Origin of the sequence: Eubacterium sp. ER2 (assembly GCF_000765215.1) — a bacterium.
Classification (GTDB): Bacteria; Bacillota; Clostridia; order Lachnospirales; family Lachnospiraceae; genus Claveliimonas; species Claveliimonas intestinigallinarum.
The window spans coordinates 82,965-101,835 of sequence record NZ_JPJE01000005.1; the positions used below are offsets into that span (position 1 = coordinate 82,965).

An 18,871-nucleotide genomic window follows, 5' to 3' on the forward strand; every position below is an offset into this window, starting at 1 on the left:
CAATGATTGATGTAGATAAGACCACATTTGAAGAAGAAGTGCTGAAAGCTGACGGATATGTATTCGTTGATTTCTATGGAGACGGCTGTGTGCCCTGCCAGGCTCTTATGCCGAAGGTACATGAGTTTGCAGACACGTACGGGGACAAGATCAAATTCACATCCCTGAACACCACAAAGGCGCGCCGCCTTGCCATTTCCCAGAAAGTTCTGGGACTTCCGGTAATGGCCATCTACAAGGATGGAGAGAAAGTCGAGGAGCTTGTAAAAGACGACTGCACACCGGAGAGCATTGAAGCGATGATTAAGAAATATCTTTAATCATAAAAATTTTAAAGCAGCAAAAAACAACATAAGAAAGGAGAACGCATAATTATGGCTATTTTGGAAAACAAAAAAGTGATAGTTATCGGAGACCGTGACGGAATTCCGGGACCTGCCATTGCCGAGTGTGTAAAGACGGCTGGCGGGGAAGTGGTATTCGCGTCCACGGAATGCTTCGTCTGAACGAGCGCAGGCGCAATGGATCTGGAAAACCAGAAGAGAGTAAAGGAGTTTGCTGACGAGTACGGCCCGGAGAACCTTGTTGTAGTTCTCGGAGCTGCAGAGGGCGAGGCTGCAGGTCTTGCAGCTGAGACTGTTACAGCAGGAGATCCTACTTTCGCAGGTCCATTGACAGGAGTCCAGCTTGGACTTCAGGTTTATCACGTATGCGAGCCGGAGATGAAGGAAGAATTTGACGAGGCTGTCTATGATGAGCAGATCAGCATGATGGAGATGGTTCTCGATGTAGATGATATCATTTCCGAGATGACAGCTATCAGAGAGCAATATTGTAAATTCTAGGAGGGCGGGGCGGTGTCACCCCGCCGCTCTGCTTATTATGATAAAAAAAGAAGAAAGGGGAAAAACCCATGAACAGTGTGATCAAAGGGGCAAGCTATATTTTAGTACATACACCGGATATGGTTTTGTATAACGGAACAACACAGACGACAGAGCGCATCGTCAATCCTGAGTCGGAGTATCTGAAGGAAGTGCCGGAAAAACTCCGCTCATATGAGGAGGCGGTATCCTACTGGCCAAACCAGACCTATATCGGCAACGTCCATCCGGAGGAGCTGGCGGAAGTGGAATTCCCCTGGTACGACAAGAAGATGGAAGGGGCGGACCGCTACGGAAAATTTGGCGAGATCATGCCTGAGGAAGAGTTCCTCCTCCTTGTGCAGGCCAGCGACATGTTCGAGGTGGTAAGACTGGAGAAGGGATTTGTCGCAGCCCATAAGGAAGCGCTGGCAAAAGATCCGGTGATCACAGAAGAAATCCTGGAAAGAGTGCACGAGGGCGTGGAGCTTTCCGAGATCGAGCAGTTTGTAAATGAAGAGCATGCAGAAGGACTGTATTTCGATGGAAAACTGGTGGGCTGTGTGAAGGCCGCCCACGACATTGACCAGAATCTGTCCGCTCATGTCATGCATGAGAACCTGATGAGCAAGGCATCCAGCGTGCTGGCGCTCCTCTACGCGGTCCGCAACGCGGGCATCAAAAAGGAGGACGTGGAGTACGTCATCGACTGTGCGGAGGAGGCCTGCGGCGATATGAACCAGAGAGGCGGCGGCAACTTCGCAAAGGCGGCAGCAGAGGTGGCAGGACTTGTGAACGCCACAGGCTCTGACGCCAGAGGCTTCTGTGCGGCGCCTACCCATGCTGTCATTGAGGCGGCGGCTCTGGTGAAATCCGGCGCATACAAGACTGTTGTCGTGACCAGCGGCGGCTGCACGGCCAAGCTTGGTATGAACGGCAAGGACCATGTGAAGAAGGGCCTCCCCATCCTGGAGGACTGCCTGGGCGGATTTGCCGTTGTCATCACAGAGAACGACGGCGTAAGCCCGGAGATCGACCTTGGCATGCTGGGACGCCACACAGTGGGCACAGGTTCTGCTCCCCAGGCTGTCATCGGCAGTCTTGTAGCGGATCCTCTGGACAGAGCGGGCATGAAGATCCCGGATATCGACAAGTATTCACCGGAGATGCAGAACCCGGATATCACCAAACCGGCGGGAGCCGGAGATGTGCCTCTTGCCAACTACAAGATGATCGGCGCTCTGGCTGTGAAGAGAGGAGAGCTGGACCGCAAGGAGCTGGCAGACTTTACAAAGAAGCACGGACTGACCGGCTGGGCGCCCACCCAGGGACATATTCCCTCCGGTGTGCCTTACATCGGCGTTGCCAGGGAGGATATCCTGGAAGGAAAGATCAAGAATGCCATGATCATCGGAAAGGGAAGCCTCTTCCTTGGCCGTATGACCAATCTTTTTGACGGCGTGTCTTTCGTGATCCACGGAAACACGGCAGAGCAGGAGAAGAAAGAGAGCGGCGTCTCCGAAGAGGAAGTAAAAGGGCTGATCGCAAAAGCTATGAAAGAATTTGCAGCAGCGCTTCTGGCAGAGTAAAGGAGGGTGGAACATGGCTGATCACATTGAAAAAATAATCGCCTCCACCTTTATGGAAATGGCAGAGGGGCTGGAGAGCGGCCGGTTCGGGAAAAAGCCCAAGATCGCTCTCACCGGTATGGGAAGCGAACACGGTGAGGAGAACGCTATGGAGGCAGCTGTGGCCGCCGCAAAGGAGGGGATTGATGTCTTCTACATCGGCACTCTTGAGGCGGAAGGCGTGACCACTGTCAAAGTGGCTGACGAGGAGGAAGGACACAAAAAGATGGAGGAGCTCCTGAAGAACAAGGAAGTGGACGGGGCTGTCACCATGCATTTTCCTTTCCCTATCGGCGTCTCCACTGTGGGCCGGGCCGTCACCCCCGCGAAGGGAAGGGAGATGTTTGTGGCCACCACTACAGGCACCTCCAGCGCGGACCGCATTGAAGGGATGATCAAAAATGCTATTTACGGCATCATTGCAGCAAAAGCCTGCGGAAAGAAGCATCCCACAGTCGGGATTCTGAATGTGGACGGGGCGCGCCAGACGGAGATCGCCCTGAAACAGCTGAAAGAGAACGGATATGATATTACATTTGCCGAGTCGGCGAGGGCAGACGGCGGGTGCGTCATGAGGGGAAATGACGTACTCCAGGGATCTGCGGATATTATGGTATGTGACTCGCTGTCCGGAAATATCCTGATCAAGATGCTCTCCTCCTTCACAACAGGAGGAAGCTATGAGGCATCCGGATTTGGATATGGCCCTGGTATTGGGGAAAATTATGAGCAGCTGGTGCTGATCATTTCCAGGGCTTCCGGGGCGCCCCTCATCAAGGGTGCGTTGAATTATGCGGCTGATCTTTTGAGAGGAAAAGTCTTTGACATTGCGAAGGAAGAGTTTGCGGCAGCAGAAAAAGCGGGCCTGAAAGAGATACTGGCAGCGAGAAAAGCGTCTGCAAAGCCTGCGGAGCAGGAGGAAGTGAAGGCGCCGGCCAAGGAACCGGTGACATCACAGATCGCAGGGATCGAGATCATGGATCTGGAGGACGGCGTGCGGGCTCTCTGGAAGCTGGGGATTTATGCGGAGAGCGGCATGGGCTGTACAGGGCCTATCATCCTGGTGTCCGATGCCAACCTGGGCAGAGCTCAGGAGGAGCTGAAGAAGGCCGGATATATCAACTAAAAGTATAAAGAGAGGAGGCAGCGTCTGGTATGCCGGGACGCCGCCTCCTCTTTTGCTATTGTTTTTGTGTAAGAACAGTCCAAAATCCCTCTGTCATTTTTGAAAGGATGGTGTTATAATAGGCTGAACTTGTAAATGGAAAGATCAGATAGAGGGACGAAAAGCATGGAAATTCAACAGGTTACACTGCAGAAGACTGCATTTCTCGACTTACTGATGCTGGCAGATCCCCAGGAGGACATGATAGAGAAGTATCTGGACTCCGGGGATATGTTTGCGTTATACGATGACCAGGGGCAGGTGCAGTCTGTCTGTGTTGTCTGTCAGATTGGGAAAAGAAAATGTGAGCTGAAGAACCTGGCCACCAGGGAGGAGGCTCAGGGCAGGGGGTATGGCACGGCCCTTGTCCACTATGTGTGCGAGAAATACAGCTATCAGTGCGACACCATGTATGTGGGGACCGGGAACACGGAGAAGACAATCCGCTTTTACCAGCACTGCGGCTTTGTCCACTCCCACATTGTGCCCGGATTTTTTACAGCCAATTACAGGGAGCCCATCTGGGATGAGGGGGTGCTGCTGACGGACATGATCTACCTGAAAAAGGACCTGAAGACAGAGGCAGATCCCAAGAAGGTGCTGGATCTGGCCCTGGAGGCGGGGCGCATCCTTTTGAAAAACGGCGGTGAGATTTTCCGTGTGGAGGAGACGATCAAATACATATGCGGGCGCTTTCACGTGGATGATGTGGACACGTTTACACTCAGTCATGCCATTATTGTCAGCATCAAGATCGGCGACGGGGACACCTACACCCGGGTAAAGCATATCCCTTTGTCCTCCTCCCACCTTGGGATCGTGGCGGAGGTGAATGCTCTCTCTCGGGAGATCTCCGCCGGCCTTGTGGGGATAGATGAGGCCTTTGAGCGCCTGAAGGAGATTGAAGAGATCCCGCCCACGAAGGGCTATCTGCAGATCCTTGCGGCAGGCATGGGAAGCGGATGCTTCGGGTTCCTTCTGGGGGCGGGCGTGATGGACAGCCTGGCTGCCTTTCTCATAGGCTGCTTCCTGTATGTGTGGGTCCTGGCCTCCAAAAGGCTCCGTATATCCAAGATCATCGTCAACATCGTGGGAGGCGTGCTCATCACCTTCCTGGCCCTCCTGTTCCGGCATTTCTTCCCGTCTGTCCTTCACCTAGACGGCATGATCATCAGCGGCATCATGCCCCTGGTGCCGGGAATGGCTTTTACCAATGCCATCCGGGACATTGCGGACAGCGACTTCCTGTCCGGGACTGTGCGTATGATAGACGCGCTCCTGGTCTTTGTCTATATTGCTATCGGCGTCGGCTTTACGCTGGGAGCCTACACGAACATCATGGGAGGAGTGGGTATATGATGAGTGCTGTTCAGGATATACTGCTGAATTTTTTCTGCGCCTTTTTCGGGACCATAGGGTTCGCCGTCATGTTCAATGTGCCGAAGCGCTTCTATATCAGCTGCGGGACGACGGGAGCCATGGGCTGGATCGTCTACTGCCTGGCCGTGGAACACGCCTCGGCGGCGGTGTCCTCCTTCTTCGGGGCGCTGGTAGTGGTGCTCATCTCGCGGATGCTGACTGTGCGGCTGAAATGCCCTATCACGATCTTCATGATCTCGGGTATTTTCCCCCTCGTGCCCGGGGCGGGCGTGTATTACACGGCCTACTACCTGGTGACAGGTCAGCTTGGGGAGGCGGCCCAGAGAGGGATCGGCGCGGTGAAGGTTGCCTTTGCCATCGTGCTCGGCATCGTATTTATCGTCTCCATCCCGAGAGAGTTTTTCCAGCCCCGGTACTGGAAAAAGCGGTGGAATCTGCACAAGGCATCTAAAGAGGCTTGATTGTCATAAATTGCATGTGGTACAATAAAAAAATAACAAGATCCTTTTGGGTCGTGGATCACAGAAGGTGAGAAGGAGGCGGAGACTATGTCGGGTATTGCGGGAACCATTTACGAGATGCTCAAAGAGAGCAGATACACGGTCGTGCTGAGCGGGCGGGCCATGTTGGAGGAGAGCGGCTATCCGGTCGTCAGGGACGGGGGAGAGTCCTATGCCATTGAGGAAAAGTATGGGTACTCCGCCGAGGAGATCTTTTCCAGCTCCTTTTTTTCTACCCGGAAGCAGCAGTTTTATGATTTTTATCGGAATGAACTCCTCCAGGCGGTGGACATACCGCCGGGAAAGGGGTATTATGAAATGGCCAGGCTGGAGGAGTCAGGCATCTTTCAGACCATCATAACAAGGAGGCTGTTCCACCTTCCAAGCAGGGCGGGCTGCAGCAATGTCATTGAGCTGCACGGCAGCATTTTCAGAAATTACTGTCCTCATTGCGGCAGAGAGTATCCTGTAGAATACATAAGGAACACGGACAGAATTCCCCTGTGCGAGACATGCGGGCAGGCGGTGCGGCCGGATGTCATCCTTTTCGGGGAGATGGTGGACAACCAGGTGATCACCCGGGCCGCCACCGAGATGCAGAAGGCGGATGTGCTCCTCGTTCTGGGGACGAACCTGAAATCCTTCCTGTGCAGCCAGCTTACCGGCTACTATGAAGGGGATAAACTGATCGTCATAGACGAAGAAGACCACTTCTCCAATAAGGACGCGGACATCTTCTGGCAGAGCCGGGTGGATGACGCACTGGGGGAAATCATTATAGAAATGGAGAGAGACAATGAGTAAAGTAAGAACAAGATTTGCACCAAGCCCCACAGGCAGGATGCATGTGGGCAATCTGAGAACTGCGCTGTACGCGTATCTGATCGCGAAACATGAGGGAGGAGATTTCATCCTCCGCATTGAGGATACAGATCAGGAGCGGTTCATGGAAGGGGCGCTGGAGATCATATACAGAACACTGGAGAAGACAGGACTTGTCCACGACGAGGGACCGGACAAGGACGGGGGCGTGGGCCCTTATGTCCAGAGTGAGAGAAATGCGACCGGCGTCTATCTGAAGTACGCGAAACAGCTCATCGAGCAGGGGGACGCCTACTACTGCTTCTGTGACAAGGAGAGACTGGAGTCTCTGCGCAGCAAGGTGTCTGAGACGGGAACAGAGATCGTGGTCTATGACAAGCACTGCCTCCATCTGAGCAAAGAGGAGATCGAGGCAAATCTGGCGGCCGGGAAGCCCTACGTGATCCGAATCAACATGCCGACAGAGGGGACTACCACTTTCCACGATGAGATCTACGGGGATATCACCGTACCCAACGAGGAGCTGGACGACATGATCCTGATCAAGTCCGACGGATATCCCACCTACAACTTTGCCAACGTGGTGGACGACCACCTGATGGGGATCACCCATGTGGTCCGGGGAAATGAGTACCTGTCCTCCGCCCCCAAATACAACCGCATTTACGAGGCTTTCGGCTGGGATGTGCCGGTGTACGTGCACTGTCCTCTTATCACGGACGAGAATCACAAGAAGCTGAGCAAAAGGTGCGGTCACTCCTCTTACGAGGATCTGCTGGACCAGGGCTTTGTGTCAGAGGCCATCGTCAACTATGTGGCTCTTCTTGGCTGGTGCCCGGAGGGGACACAGGAGATCTTTTCCCTGGAGGAGCTGGTGGAGGCCTTTGACTACCGTCATATGAGCAAATCTCCGGCTGTATTCGACATTCAGAAGCTGAAATGGATGAACAGCGAGTACCTGAAGGCTATGGATTTTGACAGATTTTATGAGATGGCAGAGCCCTACATCAAAGAGGTCATCACAAAAGACATAGATCTTAAGAAGATTGCCGCTCTTGTGAAGACAAGGATCGAGATCTTCCCGGATATCAGGGAACACATTGATTTCTTTGAGGAGCTGCCGGAGTACGACACCTCCATGTACTGCCATAAGAAGATGAAGACCAATGAGGAGACATCTCTGGAAGTGCTGCGGGAGACGCTGCCGCTTCTTGAGAGACAGGAGGATTACAGCAACGACGCGCTCTACAATACGCTGAAGTCCTACGTGGATGAGAAGGGCGTCAAGATCGGCTATGTGATGTGGCCGCTGCGGACAGCCGTGTCCGGCAAGCAGAGCACTCCGGGAGGAGCCACAGAGATCATGGAGGTTCTGGGAAAAGAGGAGTCTCTGGCCCGTATCCGCAGAGGAATTGAAAAGCTGGAAGCGAGGTAGAAAATGCAGCTTAACAAGGCCCAGCAGGAGGCGGCCTGCCACAGGGAGGGACCCTGTATGGTCCTGGCGGGACCCGGCTCCGGCAAGACACTCACCATTGCGGCGAGGATTAAGTATTTAATAGAGAAATGCAGAGTAAGGCCAGAAGAAATTCTGGTCATTACTTTTACCAGATACGCGGCCCGGCAGATGAAGGAGCGGTTCGAGGGCCTTATGGCCGGCAGGAGGCTGCCCGTCACCTTCGGCACTTTTCACGGGATCTATTATGGCATCCTGAAGTGGGCCTACGGACTCACCTCAGCCAACATCCTGGCTGAGGAGGAGAAACGGGAGCTGCTGCGGCAGATCCTGACCCTGCCCCAGATGAGCCCGGACATGGAGATAGAGGACGAGAAGGACTATATGGAGAGGCTTCTCTCCGAGATGGGGAAGGTGAAGAACAGCGGGATCAGGCTTGCGGACTACGAGTCTCAGGTCAGCCCACGGCATTTCCAGGACATATGCAGGCTTTACGAGGCGAAGAAGAAGCAGATGAAAAAGATCGACTTTGACGACATGCTGCTCCTGTGCTGGAAGCTTTTTAAGACAAGGCCGGACATACTGGAGCGGTGGCAGAAGAAATTCCGCTACATCCTGGTGGATGAGTTCCAGGATGTGAACCGGGTTCAGTACGAGGTGCTCCGGATGCTGGCTCTGCCGGAGAACAATCTCTTTGTGGTGGGGGACGACGACCAGTCCATCTATCAGTTCCGGGGCGCCAGGCCGGGGATCATGCTGGGCTTTCCAAAGGATTATCCGGGGACAAGGAAAATCCTTCTGGATGTGAACTACCGGTGTACCTCCTACATCCTGAAGGGGGCGGTCCGGGTCATTGAGCACAACAAAAAGCGGTATCCAAAGAAGCTGTGCACAGTCAAGGAGAAGGGGGCGCCGGTCCATGTCCAGGAGGTGAGGGATCCCACGGAGGAGGCAAGGTACATTATCTTTGCCATACAGAAGAGGATGGAGGAGGGAGTGGCCATAAAAGACATGGCTGTTCTCTTCCGGACCAACATGGACGCCGGCATCCTGGCGGGACAGCTGATGGAGCGGCGGCTGCCCTTTTCCATGCGGGACTATGTGCGCAATGTGTTCGAGCACTTCATCGGGAGAAATATCCGCAGCTACATGGAGCTGGCCTGCGGGAAGCGGGACAGGAAATATTTCCTGGATATCGCCAACTGCCCCAAGCGCTATATCAGCCGGGAGAGCATGGAGAGGGGAGACGTCTCCTTTGAGGACCTGCGGAAGTTCTACTGTGATAAGGACTGGATGCAGGACCGCATCGACCAGTTTGAGTGGGATATCCGGATGATGGAGCGAAAGACTCCCTATGCGGCTGTCCAGTACATCCGCAAGAGGATCGGGTACGACGACTACCTCCGGGAGTGGGCGAAGGCCCGGCGCACAGGGGAGGAGGAGCTCTTCGAGATATTGGAGCAGATCCAGGAAAGCACAAAGGATTTCCAGACAATGGAGGAGTGGTTCCGCTATACCGACGAATACGGGAGAAATCTGCGGGAGCAGCAGAGGCAAAGGAGCGATGAGCGCCGCGAGGGCATTTCCCTCATGACCATGCACAGCGCCAAAGGGCTGGAGTTTGACACGGTTTTTATCCTGGGCGCCAACGAGGGCGTGACTCCCTACCGGAAGGCAAAGCTTGAGGAGGAGCTTGAGGAGGAGAGGCGGATGTTCTACGTGGCCATGACAAGGGCCAGGGAGAAGCTGGTCATCACCTACGTGAAGACAAAAAACGGAAAGGACGCGGATTCTTCCCGGTTCGTGGAGGAGCTTCTGCTTCGCCGAAAAAAGAAGAAGGACGCCTAGAAGGCGTCCAGATCTTCCTCGAATTCCTGCTCGTCCAGCCACTCGTCAAAGGCGTCGGCTGCGATTTCGTACTCCTCATCGTCCTCGATGTTCTCCAAATCCGGATTTTCCGGGTCTGTCTCAATGTAGCGGTAGATGTACACATCCCCCTCTTCTTCCCCGTTTTCATCCAGCGGAAGGAGAGCGATGTACTGACGTCCGCCTGCCTCGTAGATGGTGAGGACGGCACACTCAAGCACTTCGTCGTTGTCCAGTGTCAGTGTTACCGTGATCTCTTCATTCTGCTGTTCTCTCATGATCATTTTCTCCTTTTGCTTTTTCCTGTTTTCAGAGAGTTCCTCTGTCTTTACTCTACCAGAGAGCGGCTGCAAAAGCAAGACATATCACGAGACATATCCGTGCGATACGGGACTGGTCAAACGGTGTAAAATGTTGTAAAATACTAACTAAGTATGAAATCAAAGCGATGACATTAAGGAGGAGCATATATGAAAAACCGAAAGTTCATGGCTGTCCTTGCCATGATCCTTGTCTGTGTCCTGTCGGCGGCAGGCTGCAAGAAGAATGTGGGAAGTCCGGAGGACAACCCGGTGCAGGAGGAAGACGAAGACGGGGAGGAAGAGGACGGACAGGCTGAGGAGGAAGGATATACATTTGGCTTCAGCGCCATTGACATGGAAAATCCTTATTTTATCACTCTGGAGAATTCCATCCGGGAGGCCCTGACAGAGAGAGGAGATGAGCTGATCACCATGGATCCGGGAACCGACGCGGACACCCAGGCGTCCCAGATCCAGCAGATGATCGATGACGGAATAGACGCCATTTTCTTAAGCCCTGTGAACTGGGAGAGCATCACACCCTCCCTGCAGGCTCTTAAGGAGGCCGGGGTGAAGATCATCAATGTGGACACCCAGGTGAAGGAGATGGATTATGTGGACGCCTACGTGGGGTCAGACAATGTGGAGGCAGGCCGGATCTGCGGACAGGCCCTGCTGGAGCGCTGCCCGGAGGGCGGGAAGGTGCTGATCCTGGAATGCCCCACCCAGAACTCCATCAATGACAGGATCACCGGCTTTGAGGAGGTTATCTCCAATGCGGATCCGGGCTTTGAGGTTGTGGCCCGGGAGAACACGGACGGGAAATTTGAGAAATCCCTCGAGGTGGCGCAGTCTGCCCTGGAGGAGCACCCGGATGTGACCGCCATCATGTGCGGCAACGATCAGATCGCCGTTGGAGCCCAGACCGCAGTCAATCTGCTGGGGCTGGACAATGTGATCATCTACGGCGTGGACGGTTCCCCGGATATTAAAAAGGAGCTTTTGAAATCCGACACACAGATTGCCGGCACGGCCGCCCAGTCCCCCATCAATATGGGAAAGACAGCTGTGGAGGTGGCTCTGGCGATCCTGAACGGTGAGGACTATGAGAAGGAAAACTATGTGGAGATCATTGACATGATCACAAAGGACAACGTGGAAATGTATGGAGCAGACGGCTGGCAGTAGAGGCAGCAGGAAGGATGGACAATGACAAAAAAAGAGGGGAAACCTTTGCCGCTTGGGGCGGAGGTACGAGAGAACAAGGTTAATTTCGCGGTGGAGGCGCCGCCGGAGAAGACGTGTGAGCTCCTGCTCTACAAAAAGGGAGAAAAAGAGCCTGCACTGTGCTTTGACATGCCCCGAAGGGAGGAGACGGGGGCCGTGCGTTTTCTGGCTCTGGAGGATTTCCCGGCGCAGGAGTACGAGTACTGCTACCGGATCGGAGAGGAGATGATCGTGGATCCCTATGCCAGGAAGCTTTCCGGGACAGAGAAGTTTCACGAGACGCTGGATGACACCGCTCAGACGAGGCGACCGGTCCGGGGCGTCCTCTATGTGGACGACTACGACTGGGAGGGGGATAAGCGGCCCTGCATACCCATGCACAGAGTGGTGGCCTACAGTCTCCATGTGAGAGGGTTTACAAAACACGCGTCTTCCCGCGTAAAGCACAAGGGCACCTTTGCCGGCGTTGTGGAGAAGATCCCCTACATGCTGGAGCTGGGGATCAACCAGATCCACTGCATGCCGGTGTACGAGTTTATGCCCTCCCCCAAGTACGTAAACTACTGGGGCTATGGCCCTGGCTGCTATTTTGCGCCCAAGGCGGCCTACGCGGCGGGGGACCCGGTGACTGAGCTGAAGGACATGGTCAAGACCTGCCATAAGGCGGGAATCGAGGTGATCCTGGAGATGCCATTTGAGGGGAACACGCCCAGGATCCTTATGGAAGCCTGTCTGCGCCACTATATGCTGGAGTACCACGTGGACGGTTTCATCCTCAATCCTGACGTGACTCCTGTGGAAGGAGTGTACAGCGACCCCATGCTGCGGGGCCTGAAGCTCTTAAAGCACCAGACCGGATTTCAGAATGTGATGCGCCGTTTCCTGAAGGGGGACGAGGGGATGGTGGGCGATGTGATCTACTGGCTTCGCCGTCAGGCAGGCGCGGAAGGGTTCTACAATTATATCGCCAACCAGAACGGGTTTACCCTGAACGACCTTGTCTCCTACGACGCCAAGCACAATGAGGCCAACGGTGAGAACAACCAGGATGGACCGGACTACAATTACAGCTGGAACTGCGGGGCGGAGGGCCCAAGCAGGAAAAAGGCGGTCATGGCCCTCCGGGAGGGGCAGAGAAGGAACGCCTTCTTCCTCGTGCTGCTGGCTCAGGGAACTCCCTGCATTCTGGCCGGCGATGAGTTCGCCAACACCCAGAAGGGGAACAACAACGCCTACTGTCAGGACAATCCCACAGGCTGGCTGGACTGGAGCCGCCTGGAGCGTGAGAAAAAGCTCTTCTCCTTTGTGAAGGAGCTGATCGCCCTGCGCAAAGCCCACCCGGTGCTCTCCCAGGAGAAGGAGCTGCTGGGCATGGATCAGATCAGCTGCGGCGTGCCCGATGTTTCCTACCACGGCGCCTACGCATGGCAGACCCCGTCGGAGGTGTCCAGTCGCCAGCTGGGAGTCTATTACTGCGGCAAGATGGCCGGAGATGAGGACTGCTTTGTGGCCTACAATATGCACTGGCTGGAGCATGAGTTTGCCCTTCCGGCCCTCCCAAAAGGGAAGAAGTGGTATCTGGTCGCGGACACAAAGGAGGGCATCCTGGCGGAGGAGGAGCCGCTGGAAAACCAGAGGGAGGCGCTTCTCAAAGACAGGACCATCGCCGTCTTCACAGGGCGGTAGGAGATGGAGAGGACAAAGATCAAGGAGCTTCTCCGGGCGCTGCTTCAGAGAGCCTCTGTGTTTGACTCCTTTTCTCTGAAGTGTGTTGCCATCCTCTGCATGGCGGCGGATCATACGGGGAGGATACTTTTTCCCGGGGAGGAAAATCTGATCCGCATCGGAAGGCTGGCCTTTCCCATATTTGCCTTTCTTTTGGCGGAGGGATTTTTCCATACAAGGGATAGATACAGATATCTTGCAAGACTGGGGATCTTCGCACTTTTGTCGGAAATCCCCTTTGATCTGGCCTTTTTCCAGACAGTCTGGTATCCCCAGAGGCAGAATGTGTTTTTTACCCTCTTTATCAGCGTGGCTCTGATGGCGGTGCTGGAGCGCAGCAGAGAGTGGCCGGAGCGCATCCTGGAGATCTTTATCGCTATGTGGTTTGCGGAGGCTCTCAGAGCGGACTACGGCTTTCGGGGCGTCCTACTTGTGCTGATCTTCTATATAGGGAGGGCGAGGCCCTGGGCCGGCCTGGCCCTGGCCGGCGCCTGGAATTTCCTGTGGCAGTCGGCGGTGCAGCGCTTCGGGGCGCTGGCTGTGATCCCCATTGCTCTCTACAACGGGAAAAAGGGCCGTGGCATGAAATATTTTTTCTATATATTTTACCCGGCCCACCTGCTCCTGCTCTGCCTGATCAGGTATGTGCGGTGACAGGGGCGGAAGTATTGTGAAGACGGAAGTATTGTGAAGACGGAAGTATTTTGAGAAGGAAGTATGACAAAGATGAAGGCATGGAGACATTTTCGCACGATCACTCACCACAAGATCCTTGTCATGAAGGGATGCTTTAAGCTGGGGCTGTACAGGCAGGGACTGCTCCACGACATGTCCAAGTACTCGCCCACTGAGTTCCTGGTGGGATGCAGGTATTACCAGGGAACGAGGAGCCCCAACAACGCGGAGAGGGAGGCAAAGGGATACTCCTCCGCCTGGCTACACCACAAGGGGCGGAACAAGCATCACTATGAATACTGGATCGATTACGGAATGAAAAAAGAGGATGGGATCATCGGTATGAAGATGCCGGCCCGGTATGTGGCGGAGATGTTCGTGGATCGGATCTCGGCCTCCAAGACCTACCAGAGGGATAAATACGAGGACTGGCACCCGCTGCAGTACTACGAGCAGGGGGCAGCTATGCTGGGGAAGATGATCCACTCTGAGACAGCGGAGCTTCTCCACGATCTTCTGAAGCGGCTGGCCCGGGATGGGGAGGAGAAGACCTACGCTTACATCAGGAATGTGGTGCTGAAAAAGGACTTTCCCTACAACAGGAAGTGGAAGCCGGGGCAGGACAGCGGGAAAAGGGAGAATTCCCACAAAGGGGAGAAGAGCTGGAACTGGTAGAAAGAGTAACATACTCAGTGGTATAATAGAAAAAGAGAGGCTGTTTTCGGCCTCTCTTCGCTGTTTTTTATGGGAGTAATGGACAGGCGGCCTACTCCGGGTAGACCAGCCTCTCCTCTGTGATGCCTTCCAGCACTTCTTTTAAATACCTGCCCGCCAGGTATTTGGCCATGGGAAGGTTCATGTCCAGATAATTGCCGCAGTCCTTCGGGGATGCCCCGGGGACTTCTCCCTCGTAGCCTGCGATAAAGGCGAACATGCTCTTCATGAGGGGGATGATGTCCTTTGACTCGTAGTCGCCGGCTAGCAGCAGGTAGAAGCCGGTGCGGCAGCCCATGGGGCCAAAGTACAGCACCCTGTCTTTGTAGTCCGGGTCGTTCCGCAGGAAGGTGGCGCCCAGGTGTTCGATGGTGTGCACCTCCGCCGTGTTCATGACGGGCTCGTCGTTGGGGCTTGTCATGCGCAGGTCAAAGGTGGTTACCACGCAGTTCCCCGCCATGTCCTTTCTGGACACATACACGCCCGGAACCAGCTTTATGTGGTCAATGGTAAAACTCGTGATCTTTTCCATGTCGAAATCATCCTTTCCAAATCGTTTTGTCCTTGAGGGCCGGATACAGCAGGCGCCTTCTTATGCCATTGCCAGGCAGAAGAGCGCTCCAAAACAGCCCTACACTTCAGTCTACCACTTTTTTCACCGATTTTCTATGGAAAAACAGCAGAGGTGTGGTATAATAATCACATCGTGATTATTATACCTGCGCATAATGCGGTTTCTGCGGAACCGCAGAAATCCGCTGCGCATCCGCCGGAGGCCCATGGCCGCTGTGCGGGCATGGTATAATATGTCGGTAGGTACTGAGCCGTGCGAAAAGAAAAAACGGCAGGCCGGCTGCTTGCAGGCGAGGCTGCCGCTTTTTCTTTTCATAGGGCGAAGCCCGTGACACTGAGGGGAGCGAAGCTCACCGAAGTGTACGGCACGGCGTAGGGAGTGGCCGCGCGAAGCGAAGCTGAGGAGGCATGACAGATGAAACTATACATTGTCCGCCACGGAGAGACGGACTGGAATAAAGCGAGAAAGATACAGGGACAGTCGGATATTCCCCTCAATGAGTTTGGAAGGCACCTGGCCAGGGAGACGGCCAAGGGCCTGGCAGACATACACTTTGACCTGTGCTTTACAAGCCCTCTTTCCAGGGCCAAGGAGACGGCGCAGATCATCCTGGAGGGAAGAGACGTCCCGATTATAGAGGAGCCCCGGATCGAGGAGATGTCCTTTGGGGAGTATGAGGGGAAGTGCTGCTCCAGCGATGGATGGGAGCTGCCGGAGGAATTCCACCGCTTTTTTGACGGGCCGGATAAGTACAGGGCCCCGGCGGGCGGAGAGGATTTCGGACAGGTCAGAGACAGGACGGGGGAGTTCCTGGAGGATCTGGCGCGAAATCCCCAGTACGCGGACAAGCAGATCCTGGTCGCCACCCACGGCGCGGCCCTGGCGGGACTGCTCTGCTACATCAGAAAGGATCCCCTCTCCCGGTACTGGGGCACAGGGGTGCACAAAAACTGTGCGGTCACAGAGGTGGTCTGGGAGAATAGTGAATTTCATATTTTGTCCGAAAATGTGGTGTACTACAAAGACAAGGTAGAGCCCTGGGCGAAATAGCCGATCATAGAAATTGAAAAATACATTGGAGGATACAGACATGATCAATGACAAGAAAGTATTATTCAGCGGGATGCAGGCGACAGGAAACCTGACCCTTGGAAACTATCTGGGAGCACTGAAGAACTGGGTCACACTGAGTGACGAGTACGAGTGCTTCTACAGCGTGGTGGACATGCACTCTATCACTGTGCGCCAGGACCCGGCGACTCTGAGGAAGAGAGCCAGAGCGCTCCTCATCCTCTACATCGCGGCCGGTCTGGATCCGAAGAAGAACTGTATCTACTACCAGTCTCATGTGTCCGGACACGCGGAGCTGGCCTGGATCCTGAACTGCTTTACCTACATGGGCGAGCTGAACCGGATGACCCAGTTCAAGGACAAGGCGGCCAAGCATGCGGACAATATCAACGCCGGGCTTTTCACTTACCCGGTGCTGATGGCGGCGGACATCCTGCTCTATCAGGCAGACGTTGTGCCTGTGGGAGTAGATCAGAAGCAGCATCTTGAGCTGACGAGAGATATCGCGGAGAGATTTAACAATATTTACGGGGACGTATTCACCATTCCGGAGGCCTATATTGGAAAAGTGGGGGCCAAGATCATGAGCCTTCAGGATCCTGCAAAGAAGATGTCCAAGTCGGATGAGAACCCCAACGCCAGCATTTACCTGATGGATGATCCGGACACGATCATGCGCAAATGCAAGCGGGCCGTGACGGACTCCGAGGCTCAGATCCTCTACAGGGATGAGCAGCCGGGCGTCAAGAACCTGATCAACATCTACAGCGCCTGCACCGGAAAGACGCCGGAGGAGGTAGTGAAGGAATTTGACGGAAAGGGCTACGGCGATTTCAAGATGGCTGTGGGCGAGTCTGTTGTCTCTGTTCTGAAGCCTCTCCAGGAGGAGGCCGCAAGACTCACAAAGGACAAGGCATACATTGACGGTATTATCAAGGAAAATGCGGAGAAGGCCGGCTACTACGCCAATAAGACGCTGCGCAAGGTGCAGAAGAAAGTGGGATTTCCGGAGCGGATCCGCTAGACCGTACCCGCACTTCACAGAAGAACAAGGATACGGAGGCTTACAGGATGGCAATACAGACTGCGGGAGAGCAGAAGTATTATGATTTTATAGAGGAGAGGGCCAGGAGTCTGCGGACGGGGATGATCATCTGGATCAGTCTTCTGGCGGCAGCCCTTATCGCTGTCTTCAACAGCCCGGTCATCGGGGCGGTTCTGGCTGTGGCCGGAGTCCTGCTGGCCGTGCTGAACGTGAGAAACCAGCGGGCCCTTGGCGCAAAGCTGTCAGGGATTGAGGACAAGGCGGATTTTTTTAATCAGCTGATCGCGCCTGACGCGGTGGAAATACCTGCCTTTCGCCTGCTGGTGACGAGAGAGTTTGTCCTCTCTTTCCGGTCGGATGTCTTTATCTACCGCCTGAGTGACATGGATAAGGTGGAGGTGGGACTCGGAAGAGGCGGGGAGAAAGCCCTGTTCCTCACGGACAGAAGCGGGGAAAGACACGAGATTGCAAGGAGCACAGGAAAAGAGGACCCGGATTTTGACAGGGCCTACGAGGCTGTGCGTGAAAGGCTTGCGCCGGCACAGGAGTAAAAGTGAAAAAAGCGAATAAAAGCTCCCGGCTGTGAACAGGATCCGTTCGCAGCCGGGAGCTTTTTGCGGGCTGGCACATTTATTTTTTTTCAGCCAGCTTCTTTTTATGCTTTTCCATCAGCGCGTGGATCCTCTTTGTGGGATCCAGGACAGCTCCGATGGAGATGTCGTGGTTCATGGAATCGATGATCAGCGCGATGAATTTACTCATGTCCGCCACGACGAAATATGGCTTGTTCAGTGTCTCGGGCGGCAGATAGGTCAGGTTGGTGGTGATCAGGCGGTCGATGTAGCCCTTGTTGTAGTAGTCGTCGAAGATCTCCATACCGTTGGTGAAAAGGCCGAAGGTGGTGCAGACGAAGACTCTGGCAGCCCCTCTGTCCTTCAGCTGCTTTGCCACGTCCAGCATGCTCTCGCCGGAGGAGATCATGTCATCCACGACGATGAGATCCTTGCCCCTGACGTCGGAGCCAAGGAATTCGTGGGCCACAATGGGATTTTTGCCGTTCACGATGGTAGAGTAATCCCGCCGTTTGTAGAACATGCCCATCTCCACTCCGAGTACGTTGGAGAAGTAGACAGCCCTGTGCATGGCTCCCTCGTCCGGGCTGACGATCATCAGGTGCTCCTTGTCCACCTTCAGTTCTGGTTCTGCGCGGAGCAGCGCCTTCATGAACTGGTAGGGGGGATTGAAGTTGTCAAATCCGATGAGAGGGATGGCGTTCTGCACCCGGGGATCGTGGGCGTCAAAGGTCATGATGTTGGACACGCCCATGTCCACCAGCTCCCGCAGGGCCATGGCGCAGTCCAGGGACTCCCGCTTGGTGCGCTTGTGCTGGCGGCTTTCATATAAGAAGGGCATCAGCACATTGACCCTGTGTGCCTTCCCGTTGGCGGCTGAGATGATGCGCTTCAGATCCTGATAGTGGTCATCCGGTGACATGTGGTTCAGATGGCCGTTTACAGAGTAGGTCAGGCTGTAGTTGCACACATCCACCATTACAAAGAGATCCTTGCCCCGGACCGTCTCCCTGATGGTACCCTTTGCCTCTCCGCTCCCAAAACGGGGGCAGCGGCACTCGATGAGATAGTTGTCCATCTGATAGGAAGAAAAGACGGGAGAGCTGAGCGTCTCCTTTGAGGTGTCCTTCCGGAATTGGACGATATAGTCATTTACCTTTTGGCCCAGCTCCGTGCAGCTCTCGAGAGCCGCGATCTTTAAGGGAGCTACAGGCAAGGCATGCTCAAGTACTTTTAAATCTGACATAGGTTCCTCCAGTCATATATATTTTTCCTCTATTATTTATAGC

General features: G+C 54.5%; 19 protein-coding genes. 16 read left to right on the plus strand and 3 right to left on the minus strand.

All coding sequences use genetic code 11. The annotated features are described in order from the left end of the window. Nucleotides 1-2 precede the first annotated feature (2 nt). From NI21_RS0101825 to NI21_RS0101870, 9 genes are all read left to right on the plus strand, one after another. Nucleotides 3-320 (plus strand): co-chaperone YbbN, encoded by a 318-nt coding sequence (locus NI21_RS0101825; protein ID WP_033124535.1) that lies wholly within the window; start codon nucleotides 3-5, stop codon nucleotides 318-320. Nucleotides 321-374: 54 nt separating this feature from the next. Further along, entirely contained in the window at nucleotides 375-845 is a 471-nt protein-coding gene (gene grdA, locus NI21_RS0101835) for a glycine/sarcosine/betaine reductase complex selenoprotein A (RefSeq protein ID WP_081957934.1), read from the plus strand. A gap of 68 nt (nucleotides 846-913) precedes the next feature. After that, the gene (gene grdC / locus NI21_RS0101840; protein WP_033124538.1) at nucleotides 914-2,452 is read left to right on the plus strand and encodes a glycine/sarcosine/betaine reductase complex component C subunit beta; all 1,539 of its coding nucleotides are present in this window, start codon (nucleotides 914-916) and stop codon (nucleotides 2,450-2,452) included. A 13-nt stretch (nucleotides 2,453-2,465) separates the two neighbouring features. Then, entirely contained in the window at nucleotides 2,466-3,617 is a 1,152-nt protein-coding gene (gene grdD, locus NI21_RS0101845) for a glycine/sarcosine/betaine reductase complex component C subunit alpha (protein WP_033124539.1), read from the plus strand. 165 nt (nucleotides 3,618-3,782) lie between these two features. After that, nucleotides 3,783-5,015 carry a GNAT family N-acetyltransferase gene (locus tag NI21_RS0101850; RefSeq protein ID WP_033124540.1) on the plus strand — a complete coding sequence of 411 codons (1,233 nt, stop codon included), beginning with the start codon at nucleotides 3,783-3,785 and terminating at the stop codon, nucleotides 5,013-5,015. Beyond that, entirely contained in the window at nucleotides 5,012-5,497 is a 486-nt protein-coding gene (locus tag NI21_RS0101855) for a threonine/serine exporter family protein (RefSeq protein ID WP_242842795.1), read from the plus strand. The genes NI21_RS0101850 and NI21_RS0101855 overlap by 4 nt, the downstream gene beginning before the upstream one ends. An 87-nt stretch (nucleotides 5,498-5,584) precedes the next feature. After that, the gene (locus NI21_RS0101860; protein ID WP_033124541.1) at nucleotides 5,585-6,340 is read left to right on the plus strand and encodes a Sir2 family NAD-dependent protein deacetylase; all 756 of its coding nucleotides are present in this window, start codon (nucleotides 5,585-5,587) and stop codon (nucleotides 6,338-6,340) included. Next, nucleotides 6,333-7,793, plus strand: a complete 1,461-nt coding sequence (gltX, locus tag NI21_RS0101865; RefSeq protein WP_033124542.1) for a glutamate--tRNA ligase — start codon at nucleotides 6,333-6,335, stop codon at nucleotides 7,791-7,793. The genes NI21_RS0101860 and gltX overlap by 8 nt, the downstream gene beginning before the upstream one ends. 3 nt (nucleotides 7,794-7,796) lie before the next feature. Then, nucleotides 7,797-9,659: an ATP-dependent helicase gene (locus tag NI21_RS0101870; protein WP_033124543.1), complete on the plus strand. Its 1,863-nt coding sequence runs from the start codon at nucleotides 7,797-7,799 to the stop codon at nucleotides 9,657-9,659. Here NI21_RS0101870 and NI21_RS0101875 read toward each other — a convergent pair. Continuing rightward, nucleotides 9,656-9,955, minus strand: a complete 300-nt coding sequence (locus tag NI21_RS0101875; protein WP_226394164.1) for a DUF1292 domain-containing protein — start codon at nucleotides 9,953-9,955, stop codon at nucleotides 9,656-9,658. The genes NI21_RS0101870 and NI21_RS0101875 overlap by 4 nt on opposite strands. A 192-nt stretch (nucleotides 9,956-10,147) precedes the next feature. Between NI21_RS0101875 and NI21_RS0101880 the strand changes: the two genes are divergently transcribed. The 4 genes from NI21_RS0101880 to NI21_RS0101895 all read left to right on the plus strand — a co-directional run bounded on the left by NI21_RS0101880 (nucleotide 10,148) and on the right by NI21_RS0101895 (nucleotide 14,281). Beyond that, the gene (locus tag NI21_RS0101880) at nucleotides 10,148-11,167 is read left to right on the plus strand and encodes a sugar ABC transporter substrate-binding protein (RefSeq protein ID WP_033124545.1); all 1,020 of its coding nucleotides are present in this window, start codon (nucleotides 10,148-10,150) and stop codon (nucleotides 11,165-11,167) included. Between the two features lie 21 nt (nucleotides 11,168-11,188). Beyond that, the gene (locus NI21_RS0101885; RefSeq protein ID WP_033124546.1) at nucleotides 11,189-12,892 is read left to right on the plus strand and encodes an alpha-amylase family glycosyl hydrolase; all 1,704 of its coding nucleotides are present in this window, start codon (nucleotides 11,189-11,191) and stop codon (nucleotides 12,890-12,892) included. A gap of 3 nt (nucleotides 12,893-12,895) precedes the next feature. Beyond that, on the plus strand, nucleotides 12,896-13,585 hold the full coding sequence (locus tag NI21_RS0101890; protein ID WP_081957935.1) for a TraX family protein: 690 nt from the start codon (nucleotides 12,896-12,898) through the stop codon (nucleotides 13,583-13,585). 72 nt (nucleotides 13,586-13,657) lie between these two features. Then, nucleotides 13,658-14,281 carry a DUF5662 family protein gene (locus NI21_RS0101895; protein WP_242842796.1) on the plus strand — a complete coding sequence of 208 codons (624 nt, stop codon included), beginning with the start codon at nucleotides 13,658-13,660 and terminating at the stop codon, nucleotides 14,279-14,281. A 91-nt stretch (nucleotides 14,282-14,372) separates the two neighbouring features. On the opposite strand, the gene NI21_RS0101900 is transcribed toward NI21_RS0101895, so the two are convergent. Next, nucleotides 14,373-14,852 (minus strand): S-ribosylhomocysteine lyase, encoded by a 480-nt coding sequence (locus NI21_RS0101900; protein WP_033124547.1) that lies wholly within the window; start codon nucleotides 14,850-14,852, stop codon nucleotides 14,373-14,375. Nucleotides 14,853-15,308: 456 nt separating this feature from the next. Between NI21_RS0101900 and NI21_RS0101905 the strand changes: the two genes are divergently transcribed. From NI21_RS0101905 to NI21_RS0101915, 3 genes are read left to right on the plus strand one after another with little or no spacing between them, the layout of a single operon-like run. Further along, the gene (locus NI21_RS0101905; protein WP_033124548.1) at nucleotides 15,309-15,944 is read left to right on the plus strand and encodes a histidine phosphatase family protein; all 636 of its coding nucleotides are present in this window, start codon (nucleotides 15,309-15,311) and stop codon (nucleotides 15,942-15,944) included. Nucleotides 15,945-15,984: 40 nt separating this feature from the next. Beyond that, entirely contained in the window at nucleotides 15,985-16,989 is a 1,005-nt protein-coding gene (gene trpS, locus NI21_RS0101910; protein ID WP_033124549.1) for a tryptophan--tRNA ligase, read from the plus strand. 47 nt (nucleotides 16,990-17,036) lie between these two features. Further along, on the plus strand, nucleotides 17,037-17,561 hold the full coding sequence (locus NI21_RS0101915; RefSeq protein ID WP_033124550.1) for a hypothetical protein: 525 nt from the start codon (nucleotides 17,037-17,039) through the stop codon (nucleotides 17,559-17,561). A gap of 79 nt (nucleotides 17,562-17,640) precedes the next feature. On the opposite strand, the gene NI21_RS0101920 is transcribed toward NI21_RS0101915, so the two are convergent. After that, the gene (locus NI21_RS0101920) at nucleotides 17,641-18,828 is read right to left on the minus strand and encodes a ribose-phosphate pyrophosphokinase (RefSeq protein WP_033124551.1); all 1,188 of its coding nucleotides are present in this window, start codon (nucleotides 18,826-18,828) and stop codon (nucleotides 17,641-17,643) included. Nucleotides 18,829-18,871: the final 43 nt, after the last annotated feature.

Bases quoted from the DNA above. Each gene is read 5' to 3' on its own strand.
- NI21_RS0101825 (WP_033124535.1), top strand. From the start codon at position 3: ATGATTGATGTAGATAAGACCACATTTGAAGAAGAAGTGCTGAAAGCT.
- grdC (WP_033124538.1), top strand. From the start codon at position 914: ATGAACAGTGTGATCAAAGGGGCAAGCTATATTTTAGTACATACACCG.
- grdD (WP_033124539.1), top strand. From the start codon at position 2,466: ATGGCTGATCACATTGAAAAAATAATCGCCTCCACCTTTATGGAAATG.
- NI21_RS0101850 (WP_033124540.1), top strand. From the start codon at position 3,783: ATGGAAATTCAACAGGTTACACTGCAGAAGACTGCATTTCTCGACTTA.
- NI21_RS0101855 (WP_242842795.1), top strand. From the start codon at position 5,012: ATGATGAGTGCTGTTCAGGATATACTGCTGAATTTTTTCTGCGCCTTT.
- NI21_RS0101860 (WP_033124541.1), top strand. From the start codon at position 5,585: ATGTCGGGTATTGCGGGAACCATTTACGAGATGCTCAAAGAGAGCAGA.
- gltX (WP_033124542.1), top strand. From the start codon at position 6,333: ATGAGTAAAGTAAGAACAAGATTTGCACCAAGCCCCACAGGCAGGATG.
- NI21_RS0101870 (WP_033124543.1), top strand. From the start codon at position 7,797: ATGCAGCTTAACAAGGCCCAGCAGGAGGCGGCCTGCCACAGGGAGGGA.
- NI21_RS0101875 (WP_226394164.1), bottom strand. From the start codon at position 9,955: ATGAGAGAACAGCAGAATGAAGAGATCACGGTAACACTGACACTGGAC.
- NI21_RS0101880 (WP_033124545.1), top strand. From the start codon at position 10,148: ATGAAAAACCGAAAGTTCATGGCTGTCCTTGCCATGATCCTTGTCTGT.
- NI21_RS0101885 (WP_033124546.1), top strand. From the start codon at position 11,189: ATGACAAAAAAAGAGGGGAAACCTTTGCCGCTTGGGGCGGAGGTACGA.
- NI21_RS0101890 (WP_081957935.1), top strand. From the start codon at position 12,896: ATGGAGAGGACAAAGATCAAGGAGCTTCTCCGGGCGCTGCTTCAGAGA.
- NI21_RS0101895 (WP_242842796.1), top strand. From the start codon at position 13,658: ATGAAGGCATGGAGACATTTTCGCACGATCACTCACCACAAGATCCTT.
- NI21_RS0101900 (WP_033124547.1), bottom strand. From the start codon at position 14,852: ATGGAAAAGATCACGAGTTTTACCATTGACCACATAAAGCTGGTTCCG.
- NI21_RS0101905 (WP_033124548.1), top strand. From the start codon at position 15,309: ATGAAACTATACATTGTCCGCCACGGAGAGACGGACTGGAATAAAGCG.
- trpS (WP_033124549.1), top strand. From the start codon at position 15,985: ATGATCAATGACAAGAAAGTATTATTCAGCGGGATGCAGGCGACAGGA.
- NI21_RS0101915 (WP_033124550.1), top strand. From the start codon at position 17,037: ATGGCAATACAGACTGCGGGAGAGCAGAAGTATTATGATTTTATAGAG.
- NI21_RS0101920 (WP_033124551.1), bottom strand. From the start codon at position 18,828: ATGTCAGATTTAAAAGTACTTGAGCATGCCTTGCCTGTAGCTCCCTTA.